This is a genomic window from Deinococcus phoenicis (assembly GCF_000599865.1).
GTDB lineage: Bacteria > Deinococcota > Deinococci > Deinococcales > Deinococcaceae > Deinococcus > Deinococcus phoenicis.
In genome coordinates, this window is the sequence record NZ_JHAC01000004.1 from 37,321 (window position 1) to 60,092 (window position 22,772).

22 protein-coding genes are annotated in these 22,772 nt (G+C 69.9%); 14 read left to right on the forward strand and 8 right to left on the reverse strand.

The features are described from left to right. Genes ribD through DEIPH_RS01095 form a run of 3 tightly spaced genes read left to right on the forward strand, consistent with a single transcriptional unit; the run spans position 1 to position 2,989 of the window. Positions 1-1,110 (forward strand): bifunctional diaminohydroxyphosphoribosylaminopyrimidine deaminase/5-amino-6-(5-phosphoribosylamino)uracil reductase RibD, encoded by a 1,110-nt coding sequence (gene ribD / locus DEIPH_RS01085; RefSeq protein WP_051517054.1) that lies wholly within the window; start codon positions 1-3, stop codon positions 1,108-1,110. After that, positions 1,110-1,757, forward strand: a complete 648-nt coding sequence (locus DEIPH_RS01090; protein WP_034352472.1) for a riboflavin synthase — start codon at positions 1,110-1,112, stop codon at positions 1,755-1,757. The genes ribD and DEIPH_RS01090 overlap by 1 nt, the downstream gene beginning before the upstream one ends. Next, a complete protein-coding gene (locus tag DEIPH_RS01095) occupies positions 1,754-2,989 on the forward strand; it encodes a bifunctional 3,4-dihydroxy-2-butanone-4-phosphate synthase/GTP cyclohydrolase II (protein ID WP_051517055.1) in 1,236 nt (411 codons plus the stop codon). The genes DEIPH_RS01090 and DEIPH_RS01095 overlap by 4 nt, the downstream gene beginning before the upstream one ends. A gap of 59 nt (positions 2,990-3,048) precedes the next feature. On the opposite strand, the gene DEIPH_RS01100 is transcribed toward DEIPH_RS01095, so the two are convergent. Continuing rightward, positions 3,049-4,566 (reverse strand): carboxypeptidase M32, encoded by a 1,518-nt coding sequence (locus DEIPH_RS01100; protein WP_034352475.1) that lies wholly within the window; start codon positions 4,564-4,566, stop codon positions 3,049-3,051. A 97-nt stretch (positions 4,567-4,663) separates the two neighbouring features. On the opposite strand from DEIPH_RS01100, the gene DEIPH_RS01105 reads away from it, so the two are divergent. The 6 genes from DEIPH_RS01105 (at position 4,664) to mscL (ending at position 9,118) form a co-directional block, all read left to right on the forward strand. Continuing rightward, positions 4,664-5,194 (forward strand): RNA 2'-phosphotransferase, encoded by a 531-nt coding sequence (locus DEIPH_RS01105; RefSeq protein WP_034352478.1) that lies wholly within the window; start codon positions 4,664-4,666, stop codon positions 5,192-5,194. Positions 5,195-5,198: 4 nt separating this feature from the next. Further along, entirely contained in the window at positions 5,199-5,936 is a 738-nt protein-coding gene (locus DEIPH_RS01110) for an SIR2 family NAD-dependent protein deacylase (RefSeq protein ID WP_034352481.1), read from the forward strand. 107 nt (positions 5,937-6,043) lie between these two features. Continuing rightward, positions 6,044-6,424: an ArsR/SmtB family transcription factor gene (locus tag DEIPH_RS01115; protein WP_051517056.1), complete on the forward strand. Its 381-nt coding sequence runs from the start codon at positions 6,044-6,046 to the stop codon at positions 6,422-6,424. Beyond that, positions 6,421-6,948: an SRPBCC domain-containing protein gene (locus tag DEIPH_RS01120; RefSeq protein WP_034352484.1), complete on the forward strand. Its 528-nt coding sequence runs from the start codon at positions 6,421-6,423 to the stop codon at positions 6,946-6,948. Before DEIPH_RS01115 ends, DEIPH_RS01120 begins: the two co-directional genes overlap by 4 nt. A gap of 199 nt (positions 6,949-7,147) precedes the next feature. Further along, complete coding sequence (locus tag DEIPH_RS01125; RefSeq protein ID WP_407636486.1) at positions 7,148-8,614, forward strand: DUF512 domain-containing protein; 1,467 nt, start codon at positions 7,148-7,150, stop codon at positions 8,612-8,614. A 93-nt stretch (positions 8,615-8,707) separates the two neighbouring features. Then, the gene (gene mscL / locus DEIPH_RS01130; RefSeq protein WP_034352487.1) at positions 8,708-9,118 is read left to right on the forward strand and encodes a large conductance mechanosensitive channel protein MscL; all 411 of its coding nucleotides are present in this window, start codon (positions 8,708-8,710) and stop codon (positions 9,116-9,118) included. Between the two features lie 259 nt (positions 9,119-9,377). On the opposite strand, the gene DEIPH_RS01135 is transcribed toward mscL, so the two are convergent. The 3 genes from DEIPH_RS01135 to fba all read right to left on the reverse strand — a co-directional run bounded on the left by DEIPH_RS01135 (position 9,378) and on the right by fba (position 13,952). Continuing rightward, positions 9,378-11,954, reverse strand: coding sequence for a S8 family peptidase (locus DEIPH_RS01135; protein WP_034352491.1), 2,577 nt, complete (start codon positions 11,952-11,954; stop codon positions 9,378-9,380). 95 nt (positions 11,955-12,049) lie between these two features. Next, positions 12,050-12,772 carry a hypothetical protein gene (locus tag DEIPH_RS01140; protein WP_235183135.1) on the reverse strand — a complete coding sequence of 241 codons (723 nt, stop codon included), beginning with the start codon at positions 12,770-12,772 and terminating at the stop codon, positions 12,050-12,052. 262 nt (positions 12,773-13,034) lie between these two features. Continuing rightward, a complete protein-coding gene (fba, locus tag DEIPH_RS01145) occupies positions 13,035-13,952 on the reverse strand; it encodes a class II fructose-1,6-bisphosphate aldolase (RefSeq protein ID WP_034352498.1) in 918 nt (305 codons plus the stop codon). Positions 13,953-14,042: 90 nt separating this feature from the next. Between fba and DEIPH_RS01150 the strand changes: the two genes are divergently transcribed. The 5 genes from DEIPH_RS01150 (at position 14,043) to DEIPH_RS01170 (ending at position 17,691) form a co-directional block, all read left to right on the forward strand. Further along, complete coding sequence (locus DEIPH_RS01150) at positions 14,043-15,266, forward strand: aminotransferase-like domain-containing protein (RefSeq protein WP_034352500.1); 1,224 nt, start codon at positions 14,043-14,045, stop codon at positions 15,264-15,266. Between the two features lie 68 nt (positions 15,267-15,334). Then, positions 15,335-16,147, forward strand: a complete 813-nt coding sequence (gene murI, locus DEIPH_RS01155; RefSeq protein ID WP_034352503.1) for a glutamate racemase — start codon at positions 15,335-15,337, stop codon at positions 16,145-16,147. Continuing rightward, entirely contained in the window at positions 16,144-16,863 is a 720-nt protein-coding gene (gene rph, locus DEIPH_RS01160) for a ribonuclease PH (RefSeq protein WP_034352506.1), read from the forward strand. The genes murI and rph overlap by 4 nt, the downstream gene beginning before the upstream one ends. A gap of 106 nt (positions 16,864-16,969) precedes the next feature. After that, positions 16,970-17,329, forward strand: a complete 360-nt coding sequence (locus DEIPH_RS01165) for a DoxX family protein (protein WP_034352508.1) — start codon at positions 16,970-16,972, stop codon at positions 17,327-17,329. Positions 17,330-17,484: 155 nt separating this feature from the next. Continuing rightward, positions 17,485-17,691, forward strand: a complete 207-nt coding sequence (locus DEIPH_RS01170) for a hypothetical protein (protein ID WP_034352510.1) — start codon at positions 17,485-17,487, stop codon at positions 17,689-17,691. A gap of 104 nt (positions 17,692-17,795) precedes the next feature. On the opposite strand, the gene DEIPH_RS01175 is transcribed toward DEIPH_RS01170, so the two are convergent. The 4 genes from DEIPH_RS01175 to DEIPH_RS01190 all read right to left on the reverse strand — a co-directional run bounded on the left by DEIPH_RS01175 (position 17,796) and on the right by DEIPH_RS01190 (position 22,747). After that, positions 17,796-18,719, reverse strand: coding sequence for a methyltransferase (locus DEIPH_RS01175; RefSeq protein WP_034352512.1), 924 nt, complete (start codon positions 18,717-18,719; stop codon positions 17,796-17,798). Between the two features lie 21 nt (positions 18,720-18,740). After that, complete coding sequence (gene trmB, locus DEIPH_RS01180; RefSeq protein WP_034352515.1) at positions 18,741-19,736, reverse strand: tRNA (guanine(46)-N(7))-methyltransferase TrmB; 996 nt, start codon at positions 19,734-19,736, stop codon at positions 18,741-18,743. After that, positions 19,733-20,476, reverse strand: coding sequence for an FAD-dependent oxidoreductase (locus DEIPH_RS01185; protein WP_034352519.1), 744 nt, complete (start codon positions 20,474-20,476; stop codon positions 19,733-19,735). The genes trmB and DEIPH_RS01185 overlap by 4 nt, the downstream gene beginning before the upstream one ends. A 345-nt stretch (positions 20,477-20,821) precedes the next feature. Further along, the gene (locus DEIPH_RS01190; RefSeq protein WP_051517057.1) at positions 20,822-22,747 is read right to left on the reverse strand and encodes an HD domain-containing phosphohydrolase; all 1,926 of its coding nucleotides are present in this window, start codon (positions 22,745-22,747) and stop codon (positions 20,822-20,824) included. Between the last annotated feature and the right edge of the window lie 25 nt (positions 22,748-22,772).

A 22,772-nucleotide genomic window follows, 5' to 3' on the forward strand; every position in this document is an offset into this window, starting at 1 on the left:
ATGAACAGTCCCGGGAGGGCCACGCGGCCGCTTCCGGAAGATGAGACCTTCATGGCCCTCGCCCTGGAGGAGGCGGCCAGAGGTCTGGGGCGCACCGCCCCGAATCCCCCGGTGGGGTGCGTGCTGGTGCGCGGCGGCGCGGTGGTGGGCCGCGGCTTTCATCCGGCAGCGGGGGAACCTCATGCCGAGGTGTTCGCCCTGCGGGAGGCCGGAGAGCAGGCTCGCGGCGCGGCGGCGTATGTGACGCTGGAGCCGTGCAGCCACCTGGGCCGCACGCCCCCCTGCGTGGCCGCACTGATCGCGGCGGGCGTCTCGCGCGTCGTCGTGGCCGCGCTCGACCCGAATCCGCGCGTGGCCGGGCGGGGGGTCGGCCGCCTCCGCGCCGCCGGGACCGAGGTCGTGGTGGGCGTGCGGGAGGCCGAGGCCGTGCGCCAGCAGGCGGGCTTCCGCGCCCTGATTACGCGCGGGCGGCCCTGGGTGGTCTACAAGTACGCGGTGACGCTGGACGGCAAGGTGGCCGCGAGGGGCGAGGGGAACGGTGCCGTCACCGCCGCCGGGGCCAGGGCGCGCGTCATGCGCTGGCGCAACGAACTGGACGCCGTCGCGGTCGGCGTGGGCACGGTCCTGGCCGACGACCCCCGGCTGACCACGCGGGGCGTGGCGGGGGGCCGTGATCCCCGCCCCGTGATTTTCGACCGCCGTGCCCGCACCCCGCTGTCGGCCCGGGCGCTGCGCCCTGGCACCGTCGTCGTGACCGCGCCGGACACCGACACGGCCCCTCTGGAAGACGCGGGGGCGACCATCGTGCGGGCCGCCACGCTGCCGGGTGCCCTACGTGGGCTGGGCCAGCTTCACCTCTCCAGCCTGCTGCTGGAAGGCGGTCCCACCCTCGCCAGCGCTTTTTTTGCGGAGGGACTGGTGGACGAGGTGCGCGCCCTGATCGCGCCGAAGCTGCTCGGCGCGGGCCTTGCTCCCCTGAACGGTCCCCCACGCGGCATGGCGGACGCGGCGGCCCTGCGCGCCGTCCAACTCGAATCCCTCGGCCCGGACGTGCTGGTCACGGGCCTGCTGAACGACATTCCGCGCCTGGGCGCGGCAGGAGACCTCTGATGTTCACCGGAATCGTGGAACAGGTCGGGCGCGTGACGCGCGTGACGGAACAGGGCGGCCCTCTCACCCTCACCATTCAGCCCGCGCGGATGTGGCCCGACCTGGCGCTGGGCGAGAGCGTCGCCTGCTCCGGCACCTGCCTGACGGTGACGGGCCAGGACGGGGCGGGCTTCACGGTGGACCTCTCGCGCGAGACAGTCGCCAAGACCGCGCCGCACTGGCACGCCGGGGCGCGGCTGAACCTGGAACGGGCCATGACTGCCGGGGGCCGCTTCGGGGGCCACGTCGTCAGCGGGCACGTGGACGGCACCGGCGAGATTCTGGACCGGTGCGAGGAACCCGGCGCGTACACCCTGACGGTCCGCGCCGCCCCTCAGCTCGCCCGCTACCTCGTGCCCAAAGGCAGCGTGACCGTGGACGGGGTGAGCCTGACCGTCGTGGACACGGGGGGTCCCGGCGGCAGCCGCACCGACCTGAAGCCGGACGAGTTCACCCTCTGGCTGGTGCCGCATACCCTGGAGGTGACGACGCTGGGCGGCTGGCGGCCCGGCACCCGCGTCAATCTGGAGGCCGACCAGATGGCGAAATACGTGGAACGGCTGCTGCTGCTGAGGGAAGCGGCCAGCGGCAGGGAGGTGGCCCGGTGACCTCCCCGAGCCGCCCGCCACGGGCCACGGGTGCCCTCGCCTCTGTCCCCGAGCTGCTGGCCGAACTGCGCGCGGGCCGCCCGGTCATTCTGGTGGACGACGAGGGCCGCGAGAATGAGGGCGACCTGCTGATGCCCGCCGCCACCGCCACGCCCGCATGGATCAATTTCATGGCGCGCGAGGGGCGCGGGCTGATCTGCGTGACGCTGACGCCGGAGCGGGCGCGGCACCTCGGTCTCACGCCGATGGTGGGGGCCGGAACTTTTGGAGCAGGCACCGACCCCAACGGCACGGCCTTCACCGTCAGCGTGGACCATGTCAGCAACGCCACCGGCATCAGCGCCTTCGACCGCGCGGCGACGGTGGCGGCGCTGATCGACCCGGACGCGGCCCCCGCCGATTTCCGCCGTCCCGGTCATATTTTCCCGCTGGTCGCGCGGCCCGGCGGGGTGCTGCGCCGCGCCGGACACACCGAGGCCGGGTGCGACCTCGCCCGGCTGGCCGGCTTCGAAAGTGCCGGAGTGATCTGCGAGATCATGGGGGACGACGGCGAGATGAGCCGCCTGCCGGACCTGCTGGCCTTCGGGCAGCGGCATGGCCTGAAAGTCGGCTCCATCGAGGCGCTGATCGCCCACCGGCTGGAACACGACCCCTTTCTGCGCGCAGTGGCCGCAGCCCACCTTCCCACCGAGTACGGCGAGTTCCGCCTCGTCGGATTCGAGGACACCCTCAGCGGCGCGGAGCATGTGGCCCTGGTGATGGGCGAAGTGACGCCCGAACCGCTGCTGGTGCGCGTGCATTCCGAGTGCCTGACCGGGGACACCTTTCACAGCCTGCGCTGCGACTGCGGTCCCCAGCGGGACGCGGCCCTGCGCGCGATTGCCGGGGAAGGCCGGGGCGTCCTGGTCTACCTGCGGCAGGAGGGGCGCGGCATCGGCCTGCTGAACAAGATTCGCGCGTATCACCTGCAAGACGGCGGGGCGGACACCGTCGAGGCGAACCTACGGCTCGGCTTTCCCGCCGACGCCCGCGACTTCGGGATCGGCGCGCAGATGCTGCACCTGCTGGGCGCGCGGCAGCTCCGGGTGCTCACCAACAATCCCCGCAAGCTGCACAGTCTCGGCGGCTTCGGGCTGGAGGTCGTGGAGCGGGTGCCGCTGCGGGTGGGCGAAAACGCGCACAACGCCGGCTACCTGCGGGCGAAGGCCGCGAAGCTGGGGCACCTGGAGTAGACCAGGGCGAGGGGGCGGCGCATGACTGGTTCGCCGCCCCCCCCGCCCTGGCCTGAGCGTTACAGCGTCACGCCGTACAGTTCCCCGTATTTTTCCCGCAGGTACTTCAGGTAGGGCTGGGCCGTCATGGCCTCCCCGGTCGCCCGCTCGACCAGTTCGTTCGGGGTATAGCGGCGGCCATGCGCGTACACGTTCTCGCGCAGCCAGCCGTGCAGGCGGCGGAAGTCGGCGCGTTCGATGTCGCCGGTCAGACCGGGATTCGCCCGCTCGGCGGCGGCATAGAACTGCGCGCTCAGCACGTTGCCCAGCGTGTAGCCCTGGAACGCCCCGCCGATGTTGCCGAAGTACCAGTGAACGTCCTGCAACGCGCCGTTCACGTCGCTGGGCGCGCGCAGGCCCAGATTCTGCTCGTAGGCGGCGTGCCAGGCGTCGGCCAGGTCGCGCACGGCCAGCCGGCCCGCCAGCAGCTCGCGTTCCAGCTCGAAGCGGATGATGACGTGCAGGTTATAGGTCAGCTCGTCGGCGTCGGTGCGGATCAGCGAGCGGGCCACCGTGTTCACGGCGCGGTGCAGCTCCTCTTCCGTCACGTCCCGGAGCTGCGCCGGAAAAGCGTCCCGGAGCCGGCCGAAATACGCGGCCCAGAAAGCGCGGCTGCGGCCCACCAGGTTCTCCCACAGCCGCGACTGGCTCTCGTGGACGCCCGCGCTGACGCCGCTCCCCAGCGGGGTGCCCAGCAACTCCTCCGCGACGCCCTGCTCGTACATCGCGTGCCCCGCCTCGTGCAGGGTGGAATACAGCGCCTCGGTCAGGTCGTTCTCCTTGACGCGGGTGGTGATTCTCAGGTCGTGGCTGCCCAGGCGGGTCATGAAGGGATGGTGCGTGAGGTCCTGCCGCCCGCGCGTGAAGTCGTACCCGTAGTCGCGGATCACCGCCTCTCCGAACGTCAGTTGCGCGCTGCCCGGATAGGGGCGGAACAGAAAATCGGTACGGGGCGCAGGCGCGGCGGTCACCGCCTCCACCATCGGCACCAGGGCCGTGCGGAGGGCCGCGAAGAGGTCGCCGACCTGCGCCGCCGTCATCCCCTCGTCCGACTGGTCGATGAAGTAGTCCATCGGATCGCTGAACTCCGGGAAGTAACTGGCCGCCTGTCGGCTCAGGTCGAGGGTCTTTTCCAGATAGGGCACCATCAGCGCGAAGTCGTTCGCGGGCCGCGCCTGCGTCCAGGCGGCGTAGCTCTCGCCCGTGTGCCCGCTGAACTCGGCGACGAAGCGGGCGGGAAAGCGGGTGGCTTCCCCGAAGTCCTTGCGCGCGGCGGCCACCATGCGCGTCTGCACCGGCGAAAGGTCGTCCCGCTTCGCGAGGTCGTCGAGCAGTCGCCCGTAAGCCGGATCGGTGGCCCGCTCGTGCCGCAGACGCGACAGCAGGGCCTGTTGCCGCGCCCGCCCACCCGCCGCGCCGGCCGGAAGGTAGGTGCTCTGGTCCCACCCCAGCAGCGCCCCTATCCCGCCCAGGTCCGCGAGTTCCTGAAAGTGGGTCTGGAGGTCCGCCCAGGCCGCGCCCGTCTCCGTTGTGGTCATGGCGGCAGGCTAGCGCGTCCGGCCAGGACATGCCTCCGCGTGCGGGCAGATGCGGGCGGCGGGCCGAACCGCAAGACTGGATTGCAAGACTGGGAGCATGACCGACGAGCAGCTTTCCCGCCGCCTGGCCTACCTGCTGCGCCACGCACCCGGCGATCTGGGCGTGACCTTGGAACCTGGGGGGTGGGTCCCCGTGCGGGCCGTCCTGCGCCACCTGCGTATCTCACGGGAGCAACTGGCCCGGGTGGTGGCGACGAACCACAAGCAACGCTACACGCTGGACGGCGAGCGCATCCGGGCCAACCAGGGGCACAGCGTTCCTGTCGAACTGGACCTCGCGCCCGCCGTGCCGCCGGCCCAGCTGTATCACGGCACGCACCCGGCGGCGCTGCCCGCCATCCGCCGCGAGGGGCTGCGAACAATGGGGCGGCATCACGTCCACCTCTCGCCCGACCCGCAGACGGCCCGCCGCGTGGGGGCACGGCGCGGGACCCCGGTGGTCCTGACCGTGGAAGCCGGGGCCATGCACGCCGCCGGGCACGTCTTTTATCTCAGCACGAACGGCGTGTGGCTGACCGACGCCGTGCCGCCGGGCTTCCTCGTTCTTCCCCCGGGGCTGTTACCCTGACCCCATGAACCTCGCCGAGGCCCGCACCGCCCTGGGGAACGCCCGCCGCGTGGCCGTCCTGACCGGCGCAGGCGTGAGTGCCGAGAGCGGCATTCCCACCTTCCGGGATGCCCAGACCGGCCACTGGGCGCGCTTCCGCCCCGAAGACCTCGCCAGCCCGGAGGCGTACCGCCGCGACCCCGAGACGGTCTGGCAGTGGTACGCGGGCCGCTACGCCGACGTGACGCGCGCCCGACCCAACGGGGCACACCGTCTCCTAGCCGGACTGGAACGCGCGAAGGGGGACGGCTTTTTCCTTGCCACCCAGAACGTGGACGGTCTGCACACCCGCGCTGGCAGCGAACACCTGGCCGAGCTGCACGGCAACCTCACCACCGCCCGTTGTGAGGGCTGCGGCACCGTCACGCCCCTGCCCCAGCCGGAGGCCTTCACCCCGCCCCCCGTCTGCCCCGGCTGCGGCCACCGGATGCGCCCCAACATCGTCTGGTTCGGGGAGTTCCTGCCCGAGGAGGCGCTGGAAGCCGCCACCCGCGCCTTTCAGGATGCGGACGTGGCCCTGATCGTCGGCACCAGCGGCATGGTGTACCCAGCGGCGGGCCTCGCCCTGGAAACCCGGCGCGAGGGCGGCGTGGTGATCGAGATGAACCCCGAGGAAACCGAACTCACGCCGTACATGGACTTCAGCCTGCGGGACGTTGCCTCAAAGGGGCTGGCGGCGCTGGTGGGGGAGGCGCCTGCCTGACAGGGGGTACAGGCTGACTTCAGCACAAGTATTCCTTGTCAGGAATATTCCTGTTGGAGTATATTTAAGCCACCAACGGCCCTGCGGTCGGAAAGGAGGAGCCTTCCTTGAAGGCCACCACATTCAGTGCTCTGGCCGAACCGAATCGTCTGCATATCGTCGAACTGCTGGCCCGGCAGCCTCTGACCATCGGTGAACTCGCCGCCCGTCTCCAGCTCCGTCAGCCCCAGGTGTCCAAGCATGTACGCATCCTGAGCGAGGCGGGCATCGTCGAGGTCGAGGCGGTCGCCAACCGGCGCATCTGCACCCTGCGGGCCGAGCCTTTCGAGGAACTCGACGGCTGGCTACGCACCTACCGGCAGCTCTGGGAAGACCGCTTCGACCGGCTCGGCGACTACCTGCAACAGCTTCAGCACGACGCCAGCGACCCTTCACCGACGGATAAGGCAGACACGTCCACCCACCCCGACCAGGAGGAATCCCCATGACCGGCACCGCAGCGTCCCCGATGGTTTCGAGAGTCGAAGCAGGCCAAGTTCTCGTCCTTGAGCGCGTTTTCCCGGCACCGCGCGCGCTGGTCTTCGGCGCGTTCACCCAGGCCGAGCAGCTCCGCCGGTGGTGGGGCCCCCATGGCTGGGAAGTTCCCTTCTGCACCGTCGATCTCCGCCCCGGCGGCCGGTGGCACTACTGCATGAAATGCGTGGACAGGACTCAGGGTGAGTTTTACGGCATGGAATCCTGGGGTCTGGGGATCTATGGGGAGATCGACGCTCCGGAACGCCTCGTCTACACGGATTATTTCTCGGACGCGGACGCCAACATCAACGAGAACATGCCGCCTACCCGGGTGACCCTGACGTTCGAGGAAGTCGAGGGCGGAACGAAAGTGACCAACCGTGCCAGCTACGGTTCCGAGGAAGCGCTGAAGACCGTTCTGGAGATGGGCATGTTGCAGGGCATGACCGAGACGTGGGAGCGCCTGGCCGAGTATCTGGACTCGCCGCAGGACTGAGCCGCCTTCCGTCTGTTTCGCTCCCACGCCGGGGACGGCCCGGGCGGGCGAAACAGACGGGCCTGGCCTTGCCCCACCGCCTGCTCGCCCGAACCGCAACCCCCCTCACACCCTCTCCGCCGCGCGCCTGTTAAGCTGCCCTGTTTGAACGGGGCCGCGCGTGTCCCGCAAGGGAGAGAACGTGACAGCAGCCGAACAGATGCAGACGGTTCAGCCCCAGGAGGAGCAGGTTTTTCCTGCCCCCATCAAGACGGTCGAGGCCGGGAGTCCCGCCGAGCGTGCGGGCGTGCGCCCCGGCGACCTCCTCCTTCGCGTGAACGGCGTCCCGGTGACCGACGTGCTGGCCTACCGCCACAGGCTCTCGCAGGGGCGGGCCACGCTGGAGATCAGCCGCCCGGTCGAGCGCCCCAGCGTGCTGACGGGTGTGCTGGGCACGCTGCAAGACCACCACCGCCTCGCCTACGACCCGGCGGCCCCCACCTTCCGCTTCGATGTGGAATGGGAAGACCCCGGCCTGGAGTTCGAGGAAGTGCTGTTCGACGGCATCAAGAAGTGCGCCAACAAGTGCGACTTCTGCTACGTCCACCAGATGCCGCGCGGCTTTCGCAAGAGCCTCTACATCATGGACGACGACTACCGCCTGTCCTTTCTGTACGGCTCTTTCGTGACCCTCACGAACCTGACTGAAGGCGACATTAACCGGATTCTCGACGAGAACCTCTCGCCGCTGTACGTGTCGGTCCACACGGCGAATCAGGATCTGCGCCAGGACCTGATGAAGTGGTGGAAGCTGAAGGTCAAGGACCCCCAGGCCGTGCAGATCCGCAGCATGATCGAGCGGCTCGAAAGCATCGACCTCTACACCCAGATCGTGCTGGTGCCGGGCCGCAACGACGGCGAGCATCTGGACGAGACGGTGGAGTACCTCAGCAGCCGCCCCAACGTGATCTCAGCGGCGGTGGTGCCCATCGGCCTGACTGGGCACCGCACCAACCTCCCCGACGTGCGGACCTTTTCGCGCGAGGAGGCGCAGGACACGCTGACCCGCCTGAACCGCTGGCGCCGGCAGTTTCTCGCGGAGCGCGGCACCCGCTTCGTGTTCCCCTCCGACGAACTGTATCTGCTGGCCGGGGAACCCCTGCCCACCGAGGAGGAATACGAGGGCTTCCCGATGCTCGAAAACGGCGTCGGCATGATCCGCGACTTTCTCACCGAAAGCCTGCCGGAGCTGCCCGCCGCCCTGCCCGCGCCCCGCCGGGTGATTCTGGGGACGGGCCTGCTGTTCGCGGAGTCGCTGGACCGCGCGGTGGAACCCCTGCGCGCCATCGGGGGCCTGGAACTGGAGGTCCGTGCCGTCGAGAACAAGACCTTCGGCCGGGTGACGACCGTCGCGGGACTGCTGACCGGGCGCTGCTTCCGCCACGCCGTCAAGCCGGGTGAGGCCGACCTCCTGATCGTTCCGCCGACCACCCTGCGCTACGGCACCGAGCTGATGCTCGACGACACCAGCCTGGGTGACCTGCGGGCCGAGTTCCGCATGGACGTGCGGGCGGGCGGCGCGACACTGGGCGAACTGGCCCGCGTCATTCTGGAAGGCGTGCAGAGCAGCGGCCACCAGTGGGGCCTGAGTGCCCACGCGGTCAAGGAGCAACGCGGCCAGGCCTGACCGGGAACCCGGGCGGGAGGCCACCTGCGAAGACGCCGGGCCAGGCTGCTGCCATCAAACGTGACGCTCTGAACAAAGTGCGACAATCCTGCCATGCTCAAGGGATTTCGGAATTTTGTTCTGCGCGGGAATGTCGTCGATCTGGCCGTCGGTGTGGTGATCGGGGCGGCCTTCAGTGGGGTGGTGACGGCCTTTACCCGGGCCTTTCTCGACCCGGTCGTCAAGCTGGTCACGGGCGGTGCGGTCGCCGGCGCCATCGTCCTGCGGCGGGCCAGCCCCGGCGTCGATGCCATCGTGCTGGATTACGGCAGCTTCATCACGGCACTGATCAACTTCCTGCTCACGGCCCTGGTGCTGTACCTGTTCGTGGTAACGCCCGCGAACGCCCTGATGGCCCGCCTCAAGCGCGAGGAAAAACCCGCCGTGGCCGAACCCAGCAACGAGGAAAAGCTGCTGGCCGAGATCCGCGACGAACTGCGCCGCCGTCCCGGCCCGCCGGTTTAGAGCATGGCTCTACCTGGATTCCGGGGAGCTGGGTAGCAGGGAGGGGGCACTGTTACCGTCTAGGGGCCAGAGAATCGCACCTGAGCTGCCTGGGTCGAAGAGAGTGGGTTTTCCGCCCTGCACTGCACATGCTTCCCCTCCCTCCCCACCTCTCGGTAGCTCCCTGAAACGCAGGAAGAGCCTTTGACCAATGCTCTAAAACCGGGACAGGGGGACGTGGAAGCCAATTCCACGTCCCCCTGTCCCGTTCGCCGTGTGCTCAGCGCATCAGCCAGTCGAAGCTAGTCTTCATCAGCACGCTGCGGCTGTTGGGGGTCAGGCCCTCCAGGCCGAAGCCCATGGTCACCGTGCGGTACTTGCCCGCGTCGTTGATCACGATGGCCCCGGCGTTCTCGCCCGCGTTCTGCGCGGTCACGCGGGGACGCTGCGTCTGCGGCTGACCGCCGAACACCTGATTCAGAATGCCGCCGATCACGTTGGCGGCGAGGCGCTCGACCAGTCCCCGCGGGTCCTGGACCTTCTGCTGGGCGCGGCCCTTGTTGGGGTCCACCCGGATGCTCTGGGCGGTGATGGTGCCCGCGTTGGCGTTCGCGCTGCCCCAGGACGCGACCACCTGTGAGCCGTTCAGGTCGGCGATCACGTCGGGGTAGTACTGGTTTCCGGCGCTGCCCTGGGCGTTGAGGGTAAAGGCGGTGTTGCCGAACGCGCCGCTCGTGACGAGCTTGGGCGTGCCGCTGCTGTCCGCCACGAAGCGGGTCTTGAGGGTGCTGCGGTAGAAGTCGCCTGCCCCGATGTCGTAGCCGATGTCCTGGCCGGTCAGCAGCAGGCGCCCGCCGCCGGCGAGGTACTGCCGCAGCGTGTTCTGATCCGCCGCCGTGAGGGTGTTCTGGTACTGCTCGCCGGTCGCCCAGACCACGATGTCGGCCCGCTGCATCTCGCTGAGGGGCACGGCGCCCATCGTCTGCGTGTTCCAGACGAAGGCCCCGCCGCTGGCCGCGTTCGCCTTGATGGCGTCGCGCAGCGCGCCGGTCACGTCCGCGCCCTGGCCCATGTCGTCATCGACCAGCAGGACGGTGGGTTTCTTGCTGCCGCTGGGGGCGGGGGTCGGCGTGGGGGCCGGAGCCGGTGTTGGGGCCGGGGCGGGTGCAGGCGTGCCCGCCGAGTTCTTGACGAAGCAGCCCTTCGTCACGCCTTTGGCCGGGTCGTTGTTGCCCCACTCCTGGACCGTGCAGACCAGGTTGGGCGAGGCGTCGTTGGTGCCGTAGACGTAGCGCCCCGCCGTCCCGAAGGCCACCGCCTTGTTGGCGACGTTGGTGCAGGTGCCGCCCTCCACCGCGCAGAGGGTATAGCCGCTCGGCCCCGTGGGTTGTGCGGCGGGAGGGGTGGGGGCTGGGGTTGGCGTGGGGGCCGGAGTGGGCTTGGGCGCAGGCGCTGGAGTTGGGGCAGGCGCCGGGGTGGGCGTGGGCGCTGGTGTGGGGGCAGGTGCCGGGGTCGGCGCAGGTGTGGGCTGGCTGCCCCCCGCGTTCACCCCGAGTTTGCCCAGCGCGCCGGGCACGCTGATCAGCCCGTAGCCGACGTTGTTGTTCTTGCTGCCGGCGTTGCTGGCACTGGTGTACAGCGCGTTCTTGATCGCGTCCACGCCCGTGCCCGGCTTGGCGCTGAGCAGCAGGGCCACCGCACCCGCCGCGATGGGGCTGGCCTGGCTGCTGCCGCTGAGCGCGCCGTACTGCCCGTTCGGGAAGGTGCTGGTGATGGCGACACCGGGTGCGGCGATGTCGGGCTTCACGAACACGCCGTTGATCTGGCCCTGCCACGCGACCGGCCCCCGGCTGCTGAAGCTGGCCACCTGCCCATTCTGGTCCACCGCGCCCACGCCGATGGCGTCGGGGAGGTTACCGGGGCTGCCGGTGCTGGCGCTGCTCGGCCCGAAGTTGCCGATGGCGAAGACTGGCACCACGCCCGCCTTGATCATGTTCTGCACGGGCACGATGAACTCGTCGTAGGTGCCGGGAATGCCCAGGCTCATGTTCACCACGTCCGCGCCGTCGTCGGTGTCGGCGTTGTTGTCGGGGTCCAGCACGTACTGCATGCCCGCGATCACCTGCGCGAAGGTGCCCTCGTTGTTGGGCAGCACCAGCGCGCTGATCAGCTTGGCCTCGGGCGCCATGCCGACGTTCTTGCCGACCAGCAGGCCCGCCGTGTGGGTGCCGTGATTGACCGTGTCGTGGGGCTGGCTCTGCACGCGGTCGCCGTCCGCGTTGAACTCGGCGTAGGCGGCCAGCCGTCCGGCGAGTTCGGGGTGGTTCGGGTCGATCCCGGTGTCCAGGTGCCCGATGCGGATATTCTGGCCCCGGAAGCCCGCCGCCCAGGCCGCAGGCGCGCCGACTTTCTGGAGGTGCCAGGGTGTTCCGGCAGGTGCACTGGCCGCACTCAGGGCCACCGCGCGCGGCACCTGCACCTTGAAGTTCTCGAAGATGGATTCCACGAAGGGCAGCGTCGCCAGCACCCGCGCCTGCACCGGCGTCATGGGCAGGAAGATGCTCTGGTCGAGCCACAGCTGCGTGGCCTTGCCCGAGTTGACCGCCTGGGTGATGAACCCGCCCGCCGGGCCGAGCTGCGCGAGCCGTGAGGAAAGCTGCTGGCGGGCCGTCTTGAACAGCGCCCGCCCGCGCGCGTCGTTGGCGAACTTGAAGCGCACGATCACGCCGACGGTGCTCTGATCCCCGCGTTTGGCACGCTCCAGCAGGGTCGGTGACAGCACCGCCGCGCCCGCCGTGGTCGCGCTCCCCAGCGTGAGGGCCGCACCGAGAAGCAAGATGGCCTTTGTTCTCTTCATGCCCCGCAGCCTAACGGGCCGTCCGTGACGCCCCCTGAAGGAGACGTGAGGAAGCCTTGAGGTGAGGTCAGGGGGTCGTCAGGCTGGTGGGGGGGTCAGCGGGCATAGCTGAAGATGATGGTGCCGTCGCTGATGACGCCGCGCAGCATGCTGAAGTGGGTGTACGTGAACACCACCTGATTGCCCGGAAGTTGCAGGAGCTGCAACTGGCTCTTGACGCCGTTCTGGGTCACGGGGCTGTTCCCCTTCACGTTCCACTCGAAGCCGCCGCGAATGTCGAGCGTGCGGTCGGGGGCCGTGCCGGGCGACACGGCGCGCGGCTTGCTGCCGAAGCCCTCGGGCGTGCGCAGTTCGCCGCTGTTCAGGTCCAGCACCAGCCCACGCAGCGTGCCGTTCAGGCCGGGCGCGTCCCCGAACTTCAGCAGGTTGCCTTCACGGACCACGTTGAGGCGGGCCGTCTTGCCGGTCGGCGTCAGGACAGGACGGAACACCACGTAGCGCCGGAACTCCTCCTGGGTGATGCCCAGCCGCGCGTCGTATTCCAGCGGCTCGCCCTTGGCGGCGCTGAGCATCAAGGCGCGCAGGGCGTCGCGGCTGCCGCCCACCGTCGTGACCCGCTGCTGCAACTCCACGAAAGCCAGGCTGGGCCGCTGTTCCATCAGCTGCACGACCTGTCCCGGCTGGGGCAGCAGGGCCGCCAGCCTGCCCTGCCAGCCGGGCGAGAGTGTGGCGGCGAGCGGCGTCGCGGTGGACCTGTCCATCACGCCTACTCCGCCAACAGCGAGCAGGGTCAGGAGGGGAGCGCGCAGGGCCTTCATGCCGAGCGTGAGCATACGGCGGGCGGGTGAGAATTCCCCGTTTCCCGCCTGACGCCCGCTGAGAAAGGCGTCAGGTGCCCGTCACGTTCTGGCGGGCACCCGGGGGCAGAGCGGGGAAAGGTTAGAGCATTTGTCCGAATTACACCGTTGGAGGGAAAGCGCCTCCAACGGTTCCATTCTCCCAAACGCTCTCCCTATTGCACTCGCTCCGCTCGGTCAAAAAGTAAGGTCTCTTTTTGACAAATGCTCTAGGCCTGAGGGGTTACGCCTTGCCGACGCTCCCCAGCACGCGCAGCTTGTGCTCGATGACCTGACTCATCAGGTCGCGGGCGGGGCCGAAGATCTTGCGGGGGTCGAACTCCTTGGGGTTTTTTTGCAGCACCTCGCGCACGCCGGTCGTCATGGCGAGGCGCAGGTCGGTGTCCACGTTCACCTTGGCGATGCCGAACTGGGCGGCCTGTTGCAGGTCCTCGTCGGCGATGCCCGCCGCGTCCCCGATCTCGCCGCCCGCCGCGCGGAAGCGCTGCACGATCTCGGCAGGCACGCCGCTGCTGCCGTGCGCGACCAGCGGGATGGGGAGCAGCTCACTGATGCGCTTGATGCGCGCGTGGTCGATAAAGGGCCGCCCCTTGCCCTTGTACGCCCCGTGGCTGGTCCCGATGGCGATGGCGAGGTAGTCGGTGCCGGTCTGTTCCACGAACTGCACGGCCTCCTCGGGATCGGTCAGGAAGGCGTCCTTCTCGTCCACCACGACGTGTTCCTCGATGCCGCCCAGGCGACCGAGTTCGGCCTCCACGCTGATGCCCATCGCGTGCGCGGCCTCGACCACCCGGCGCGTCTCGTGGACGTTCTCCTCGAAGGGATGGTGCGAGGCGTCGATCATCACGCTGGTAAAGCCCATCTTGATGGCCCCCAGCGCACTGTCGTAGCTCGACCCGTGGTCGAGGTGCAGCGCGACAGGCACGGTGGCGCGCTGGGCCAGATCGATCACGATGTCGGCCAGGTCCTGCCCGCCGTACTTGATGGCCCCCTCGCTCATCTGCACCATCACGGGCGACCGCAGCCGCTCGGCGGTGTGGATGATGGCCTGGGTGATCTCCATGTTGTTGGTGTTGAACGAACCGACGGCGTACTTGCCCGCGCGGGCGGGAATCAGGATGTCGTTACCGGTGACGAGCATGGTGGAGCCTCCTTTGACGGGTCCCACTTTACCCAAAAGGGTCCGGGCAGAGCGCCCGCCGCCCAGGCGGGCCGGGGGTAGGATGACGGCATGACGACTTCTGCCCCCGTCCTGCCCCCGGTGGACTTCACGGCGCGTCTGGCGGGCCGGGCGCAGCGCATGACGGCCAGCGCCATCCGCGAGATCCTGAAAATCACCCAGGAACCCGACGTGATCTCCTTCGCGGGCGGCCTCCCGGCCCCGGAGCTGTTTCCGCTGGAGGACGTGCGCCGCGCGACCGACACGGTCCTGACGCGCTACGGCCCGGCGGCCCTGCAATACTCCACCACCGAGGGGCACCTGCCACTGCGCGAGTGGATCGCGGCCCGCGCGGGGATCACGCCCGCGCACGTGCAGATCGTGACCGGCAGCCAGCAGGGGCTGGACCTGCTGGGCAAGATCCTGATCGACGAGGGCGACGTGGTGCTGGTCGAGGCCCCCACCTACCTGGGCGCGCTGCAATCCTTCCAGCCCTACGGCCCGCGCTACGTCGAATTGCCCACCGACGAGCACGGCATCGACACGGACGCGCTCGAAGAGGTGCTGCAAAGCCAGCCGGCCAAGCTGCTGTATGCCGTGCCCAATTTCCAGAACCCCACCGGGCGCACCCTCAGCCTGGAACGCCGCCGCCGGTTGCTGGAACTGACCGCGCAGTACGGCGTGCTGGTGCTGGAGGACGACCCCTACGGCAAGCTGCGCTTCACGGGCGAGGACCTGCCCAGCCTGTACGAACTCGGCCTGGAGCGGGCGGGCGGCGACCCCGAGCGCAGCCACGTCATCTACTCCAGCTCCTTTTCCAAGACGCTGGTGCCGGGCCTGCGTGACGCCTGGGTGCAGGCCGCCCGCCCCCTCATCGAGAAGCTGGTGCAGGCCAAGCAGGGGGCCGACCTGCACACGCCGACCCTGAACCAGATGATCGTCGCGGAACTGGTCCAGGACGTGCTGCCGCGCCAGATCGAGACGGTCAAGCGGGCCTACGGCGAGCGGGCGCGGGACATGGTAGCCCGCATTCAGGAACATTTTCCGCCCGAAGTGAGCTTTACCACCCCCGAGGGCGGCATGTTCCTGTGGGTGACGGTGCCGGAGGGCCTCGACACGGTGCCCCTGCTGGCGCAGGCGGTGGCGCGCAAGGTGGCCTTTGTGCCCGGAAGCCCCTTCTACGCGCTGGGCGGCGGCGCGAACACCATGCGCCTGAGCTATTCCAGCGCCACGCCGGAGCAGATCGGCACCGGCATCCGGGCACTGGGGGAGACGATCCGGGCGGCGATGGATTGAGGGGAAGCGGGGCGTGGGACGCAGGAAAGAATCCTTTGGCCGTCCCCCGCGTACTATCATCTCCCCCGATGATCCCTGAAGCCCCCCTGGGCGTGTTCGACACTGGTGTGGGCGGCCTGAGCGTGCTGGCCGAATTGCGGCGCAGTCTGCCCCATGAGAGCTTCCTGTATCTGGCCGACACCGCCCACGTCCCTTACGGCGCGCGGACGGACGAGGACATCCGTTCGCTCACGGCCCGGGCGGTGGCGGCACTGCACGCGCGGGGCGCGAAGGGCGTGGTGGTGGCCTGCAACACGGCCAGCGCCTTCAGCCTGACGCACCTGCGGGAGCGGTACCCCGACATGCCGATCATCGGGCTGGTGCCTGCGGTCAAGCCGGCGGTGGCCGCCACCCGCTCGGGCGTGGTGGGCGTGCTGGCGACGCCGGGCACCCTGCGCGGCACCCTGCTGCACGACGTGATTCGCCAGTGGGCCGAGCCGGCCGGGGTGCGCGTGCTGACCCAGGTGAGCGCCGAACTGGTGCCGCTGGTGGAGGCGGGGCAGGCGAACAGCGGGCGGGCGCGGGCCGTGCTGCGGGAGGTGCTGACGCCGCTGGCGGAGGCCGGCGCCGATCAACTGGTGCTGGGTTGCACGCACTATCCCTTTCTGGCGGACAGCATCCGCGCGGCGTTCGGGGACACGTTCGCGCTGGTGGACAGCGGCGCGGCGGTCGCCCGGCATACCCGCAACGTGTTGCAAGGGGCGAACCTGCTGCGCGGGGAAGGAGGGCCGGGCGGCGTCACCTACCTCGTGACGGGGGACCCGGCCGCCGCGTGCCCGGTGATCGCCACCCTGACCGGCGTGAGCGGGCAGAATGTCACGGTGCAGCAGGTGACCACTTGACCCGCCCCCTTCCCCCCCGCGAGGGCCGCGACGCCCTGACGCCCCGGCCCCTCAGCGTGCAGCGCGCCGTCAATCCGCACGCGCCCGGCAGCGCCCACCTCAAGCTGGGCCGCACCGAGATTCTCGCCACCGTCAGCGTGGAGGACAAACCCGCCCCGCACATGCGCGGCAAGAAGGAAGGCTGGCTGACCGCCGAGTACGCCATGCTCCCGCGCGCCACCACCGACCGGCAGGCCCGCGAGCGCAACCTCCAGAATGGCCGCCGCCACGAGATTCAGCGCCTGCTGGGCCGGGCGCTGCGGGCCAGTATCGACCTGCGGCACTTTCGCAACCAGACGCTGTACGTGGACTGCGACGTGCTGGTCGCGGACGGCGGCACGCGCGTCGCCAGCATCCTGGCCGGGTACGCCGCGCTGCACGACCTCGCCGACCGGCTGATCCACGCGGGTAAGCTCACCGAGTGGCCGCTGACGCACGTGGTGGGGGCCGTCAGCGTCGGTCTGGTCGGCGACGAACTGCGCGTGGACCTCGACTACGCCGAGGACAAGGTCGCCCGCGCCGACCTGAACGTGGTCGCCACCGACGCGGGCCTGCTGATCGAGGTTCAGGGCGGCGCGGAGGAAGGCCCCATCACCCACGCCGAGTATGTGCGGCTGCTCACGGTGGGCGTGGAGGCGACCGGGGGCCTGCTGCGCGAGTTGAACCGGCAGTTGTAGGCGCGTGGAAACGGGCAGAGGCGGCGGGAGACGCGCTAGTCTTTTCAGGCCGCCCCGGCCCGCCTCATTCCGTGAGGTACACTTCCCCCACCCAAAGGAGGCAGGCATGAGCGTGACGGGATTCATTGGACGGGCGCTGCTCGCGAGCATCTTCATCAGAAGTGGACTGAATCACCTTCAGGACCCTGACCCCATCGTGCGGGCGGCCAAGGGTGCGGAGATTCCCGAACCCGAACTCGCCGTGAAGGTCAACAGCGCCGTGATGCTGGGCGCGGGCGCCATGCTCGCCCTGGGGGTCGCGCCGCGCCTGGCCAGCACCGCGCTGGCGGTGAGTCTGGTGCCCACCACCGTGATCGGCCACCCGTTCTGGGACAAGCAGGGGCAGGAACGGCACCATCAGCAGACCCACTTCATGAAGAATCTGGCGCTGTTCGGGGCATTGCTGGCGCTCGGCAGCCGGAAGTAAACCCGCAGCGCCTCTGGACCCCCGGCCCCCACCGGGGGCTTTTTTGGTCTGGGCCTGGGAACGGTCCCGCTGTGCCGGAGGTTACTGCGCCGGAGGTTAAAGGCAGATGGGGAAGGGCAGGCCGTCCGCCTCACGCGGGACGGGGAAGATGGGGCATGTCTGATCCCAAACGCGAGGAACACCTGGAGCAGCCTGACCTCGACCAGCACGACGTGATCGAGGAAGGGATGCAGGGCGGCACGGGCGACATGGACGCCAACGGCCTGGAAAAGAACTTCGACCGGGAGGAGAAGCTGGGCGAGCTGCGGGACAACCTGGCGGACGTGACGGCTCCGGGGGAAGGCCGTCAGGACAGCCCCTAACCCGTTTCTCCGCACCGCCACACAGCGCCGTCACGCCGGGTTCCGCTTCCAGGGTGTGGCGGCGCTTCTCTGGAGAGGGCCGCCCTCCCTCAACGCTCCAGCCCTCAAAGCTCCAGGCCGCCCGGCGTGGTCAGGCTCGCCGGAATCGCCGTGACCAGCACCTCGTATTTGCCCGTCACGAAGACCTTGAAGCCGTGTTTCTGGAGACCCCGGCGGGCGGCGCTCACGTCGGCCATCAGCAGGCTGAGGTCGGGGCGGGCGAAATTGCGCATGCGGGCGCCGTAGCTCAGGTGCCCGCCCAGATAGCGGGCGTTCGGGAAGCCGAGAATCAGGCCCCCCGCAGGTGTCAGATGCTCGCGGCGCAGGGCGCGCAGCAGCAGATCCTGGCGGACTCCGGGGCTTTGCAGCAGGCTGAGCGCCAGCACCAGATCGAAACGGCCCAGGTCGGGGGCGGGCAACGTGTTCACGTCCAGCGCGAGAAACGTCGCTTCCGCATGGCGGGCGCGGGCTGCGGCCAGGGCCGTCTCGTCCAGGTCGAGGCCCACCACCCCGAACGTCCTGTGCGGAAAGGCGAGCGGCAGTGCCCCCAGTTCCCGGCCCGTGTTCACCCCCAGCGCCAGCACACGCCCGCCCGCCGGGGGGTTCACACGGCGCAATGCCTCGACCAGCGTGACCAGGAAGACGGGGTCTTCGAGCTTGTCCACCCGCGCCCAGTCGCCGCCCGCGCCGTACCCGCCGGCATCGGGGGCAGGCGCAGGCGCGTAGGACCGCAGGCGCACGGTGACGCGTCCTTCCCCGGCCCGTTCCGGCGTGAGCAGGTGCGCGCCCAGCAGGTCCGCGAGGTCGGCCCAGGCCTGCCAGGGGCGGTGAAGGCCCTGCGGGGTGCTTTCGCCCGCGTAGAGGCCCAGCCCCAGGTCGGGGTCGGGCACCGTGAAGGCGACCTCGCCCACTTCGGTGAGGGCGGCGCGCACGGCGGCGAGGATCACGCTGAGGGGTTCGTGGGTGAAGTGGAGGGGGGTTGGCGGCATGGAAGGGGAACAGCGCGGGAGTCAGTAACCCCGGTGCGTGACCTGTGCCCCCTGGCCCGCCAGCCAGTCGGTGACTGCGCCGACCGCCGCCTTCACCCCCGGCGTGATGATCGGGCCGCCGAAGCGCGAGAGCCGGACGAGGTGGCGGCCGTCTTCCCGCGCGGTGATGCCGATCAGGACTTCCTGCGTGAGTTCGCCCTCCACCACATGCGCCAGCATCACCCAGCCGTCTTGCTTGAGGCTGCGGCACAGGTCCAGCAGGACAACCGTCCAGCCCGCCGCATCTTCGCGGGTCTGGCCGCCGCGTGCCGTCTGTTTGTGAAAGGCGGTGGGGTCGAAATGGGGGGGCAGGGTCAGGATGGCGTGGGGCACGGCGGGGGAATCCTCCGGGTCAGGGTAACGGGCGATGGTGCCGTGCGGCACGTGGGGGTGCCGGGTAGGCACGAAGCGGGCATGGTTGGCGCCCAGGCCGAGGTCGCGCCACTTCAGGGCGTACTTGGTTTCGAGCGCGGCGGGCGGGGTGCCGGTGCGTTCGGTGCGCATGACCCCGCTGGCCTCCGCCTCCCGGCAGGCGAACTCGAAATATTCGTCGTGGTCGGTGGTGAGCAGCACGGCCCCGCCGGGTTTCAGGCGGCTGGCGGCCAGCCGGAAGAAGGGCGCGCGCAGCAGGCGGTGTTCCTCGTGCCCGGCCTTGGGCCAGGGGTCGGGAAAGTTCACCACAAGGGCGTCCAGGGCACCTTCCGGCACCACCTCCCGGATCAGGGGCAGGGCGGGCAGTTTGGTCAGCACGGCGTTGGCCAGCCCCGCCGCGCGCAGCCGCCGTTCCGCCTTCAGCAGCGAGACGCCGCTGAGTTCCACGCCCAGGTAATTCGGCGCTTCCGGGAAGGTCGCCGCGTGGTGCGGCCAGAAGCGGCCGTCGCCAAAGCCCACCTCCAGCACCCAGGGCCGCCCGGGTGTAGCGGGGTACAGGCGCGCGGCGCTGTCGGGAAAGTGGAAGTCCGAGAGGCGGAAGATCACGCGCCCCCTCCGCACAGTTCGTCCGCGAGGCGCGCGGCGTCGGTCAGCACCGAGGCGTAGGTGTGGTCGCCGGGCGTGCAGCGGCCCAGGGCATACACCCGGTCGAAGCGCAGCAGGCGAAAGCCGCCGAGTTCCGCGGGCGCGGGCGTCAGGAAACGCACGTCGTACGGCGGTGCCCCCTCCACGCCGGCCGCCGTCTGTTCGCCGCCGATCAGCCATACGCCCGCACGGGCCAGGTCGTCGGCCAGGAAATCGTAGGCGACTTCCGAGAGCCGTCCGGCGTCCTCCAGGGTGTCCCCGATCAGGAGGCGGCCTTTCAGGAAGGCACCGACCGCCAGCACGGCTGCGCGGGCGTGCAGCGCCGGTCCCTCCCAGGTCGCCAGGGTCACCTGGCCGTCCGCCTCGTCGAGGGCCGTGACGGTGCTTTGCAGCAGGTGAATGCCCGCCGCCCCCTCCAGGGCCGCTTTCAGGTGCCGGTGAAAGGTCCAGCCGTCGGTGTCGGGCGCGATCTGCCGGGCGACCTGCGCGAACATGCTGCCCGCCGGAAACGCCGTCTCCCGGAGGGTCGGCTGATACAGGTTGCCGAGGTGATCGAGCGCCTGGGACACCAGCAGCACGTCCCGCCCGGCCCGGGCGAGCCGCCACGCGAGTTCCGTGCCGCCGAGGCCCGCGCCGATCACCGCCACGTCGTACAGGTGCCCCGGCTGCGGCTGGCTGCGGGGCTGGAGAGGTCCGAACATCAGAGGCGAAGTTTAGAGCATTTGTCCGAATGACACCGCCCTGGGGAAAGCGCCTCCAACGGTTCCCCAACTCTCCTTCGGAGCTTGGCAAGTCCCAAACGCTCTCCCTCTTGCACTCGCTGTCTTGGGCATCGTCGTGAACGGACGCGCAGGAGCACGCCACGCCTCCAGAACGGACGGTCGGTCAGAACGGACGCGCTTGAGCCAGCCTGCCCTCCCCTTGAGGACGCCTTCTTGGGCAAAACGGCACCCGGATGGGGCCTGCCCGCTGCCCGCCCGCTCGGTCAACAAGAAGCTCTCTTTTTGACAAATGCTCTAACGCAGAAGAACGTCGGCGCAGGGCCGTCAGGACGCCGCGGCGTCCTGAAGCAGGTCTTCCAGGGCGGCCACCACCCGGGGATCGAACTGCGCGCCGGCCTGCGCCCGAATCTCCTGAAGCGCTTCGGCCAGGGTCCAGGCCCGCTTGTAGGGCCGTTCGCTGGTCAGGGCGTCCAGCACGTCCGCGACGGCCACGATGCGCCCACTCAGGGGAATGGCCTCGCCCGCCAGGCCCCGGGGGTAGCCCTGGCCGTCCCAGCGTTCGTGGTGGGTCAGGGCGATCTCCTGCGCTGCCCGGACCAGCCGGGAAGCCCCTTTGGCCAGCAGGCTGGCCCCCAGTTCCGTGTGGGCCTGGACCACCCGGAATTCCTCCGCCGTCAGGCGGCCCGGCTTCAGCAGGACGGCGTCGGGCACGCCGATCTTGCCCACGTCGTGCAGGGGCGCGGCCCGCTCGATCAGCGTGACCTCGTCCTCGGCCAGCCCCAGCCGCCGGGCGAGGCCCGCCGCGGTTGTGGCCACCCGCTGCACGTGCTCGCCGGTGTTGTCGTCGCGCAGTTCCCCCGCGCGGGCCAGGCGCGCCAGCACTTCCAGCTGCGCCTCCTCGACCTCCTGGGTGCGCTGCCGGACCAGGGCTTCGAGCGCCGCGTTCTGTTCCCGGATGGTGGCTTCCGCCGCCTTGCGGTCGGTGATGTCCAGCACGGCGCCGATCAGTCCCTGAATCTGGCCCTGACTGTCGCGGTACACGCTCTTGGCCGACAGGAACGTCCGGTGGCTCCCGTCGGGCAGCAGGTCCGTGACCTCGTAGCTGAGCGTTTCCCCGGTGGTCAGGACGTGTGTGTCACGCCTCAGGGACGTCTGGGCCGTCATCGCCGGAAAGAGTGCCGCGTCGTCCTGCCCCAGGATCTCCTGAACCGGTCGGCCAATGCGCGCGGCCCCGGCGGCGTTGATCATCACGTAGCGGCCCGCCGTGTCCTTGACGAAGATGCTTTCCGGCACCCCGTCCACCACGGCCTGCAAGAGGTTATGGCTGGTGATGAGGGCTTCCTGGGCCGCCTTCTGCGCCGTCAGGTCCCGCAGGTAGGCCGTGAACAGGCGGTCCCCCTCCAGCCGGAAGGGCGTGATCGCCAGCTCGCAGGGAAATTCCTCGCCGCTGCGCCGCCGCGCGGGCACCTCCAGCCGCTGTCCCAGGACCGGCCCCTCTCCGGTGCGGAGATAACGCGCCAGCCCCTGCCGGTGGCCGGTTCTCAGGCGTTCGGGGATAATCAGGTCGCTGAGGTCGCGGCCCAGCACCTCGTCCCGGGTGTACCCGAACAGCCGCTCGGCGGCCGGGTTCCACTCCTCGATCAGCCCCCGGACGTTCATGGTGATCACCGCGTCCAGCGCCGAGGTCAGCACGGCTTCCCGGAGCTGTTCGCTGCGGCGGCGTTCGTTCAGGGCGCGCCGCAGTTCGAGTTCACTCACCACCCCAGCCGCCAGGTCGCACAGGATGCCGCATTCCTCCGGCGTGAGGGGCGGGCGGGGCAGGGTGTCCATCACGCACAGGGTGCCGAGCGCGTACCCGTCCGGCGTCAGCAGGGGCGCGCCCGCATAGAAGCGCAGGTGGTGCGGTCCCGTGACCAGGGGATTTTCCGCGAAACGCGGGTCGCGCGAGGCGTCCGGAACCACCAGCACCTCGCCCAGGGCGACGGTATGGGGACAAAAGGACACCGAGCGGTCTGCCTCACGCAGATCGGTGCCGATGCAGGCCTTGAACCACTGCCGGTCCTCGTCCGTCAGGGACACCATGGCGATGGGGGCACGCAGCAGCTGGGCCGCCAGCCGCACAACGCGGTCGAAGGCCGCTTCGGGAGGCGTGTCGAGGACCGCGTAGCGCCTCAGCGCCTGGAGCCGCCCGGCCTCCCGGATGTCCCCGGGTGCACTCGCCGTGAATGGGCTTGAGGGAGAGCCAGCCATGCTGCCGTTAGCCTACGGGGCCTCT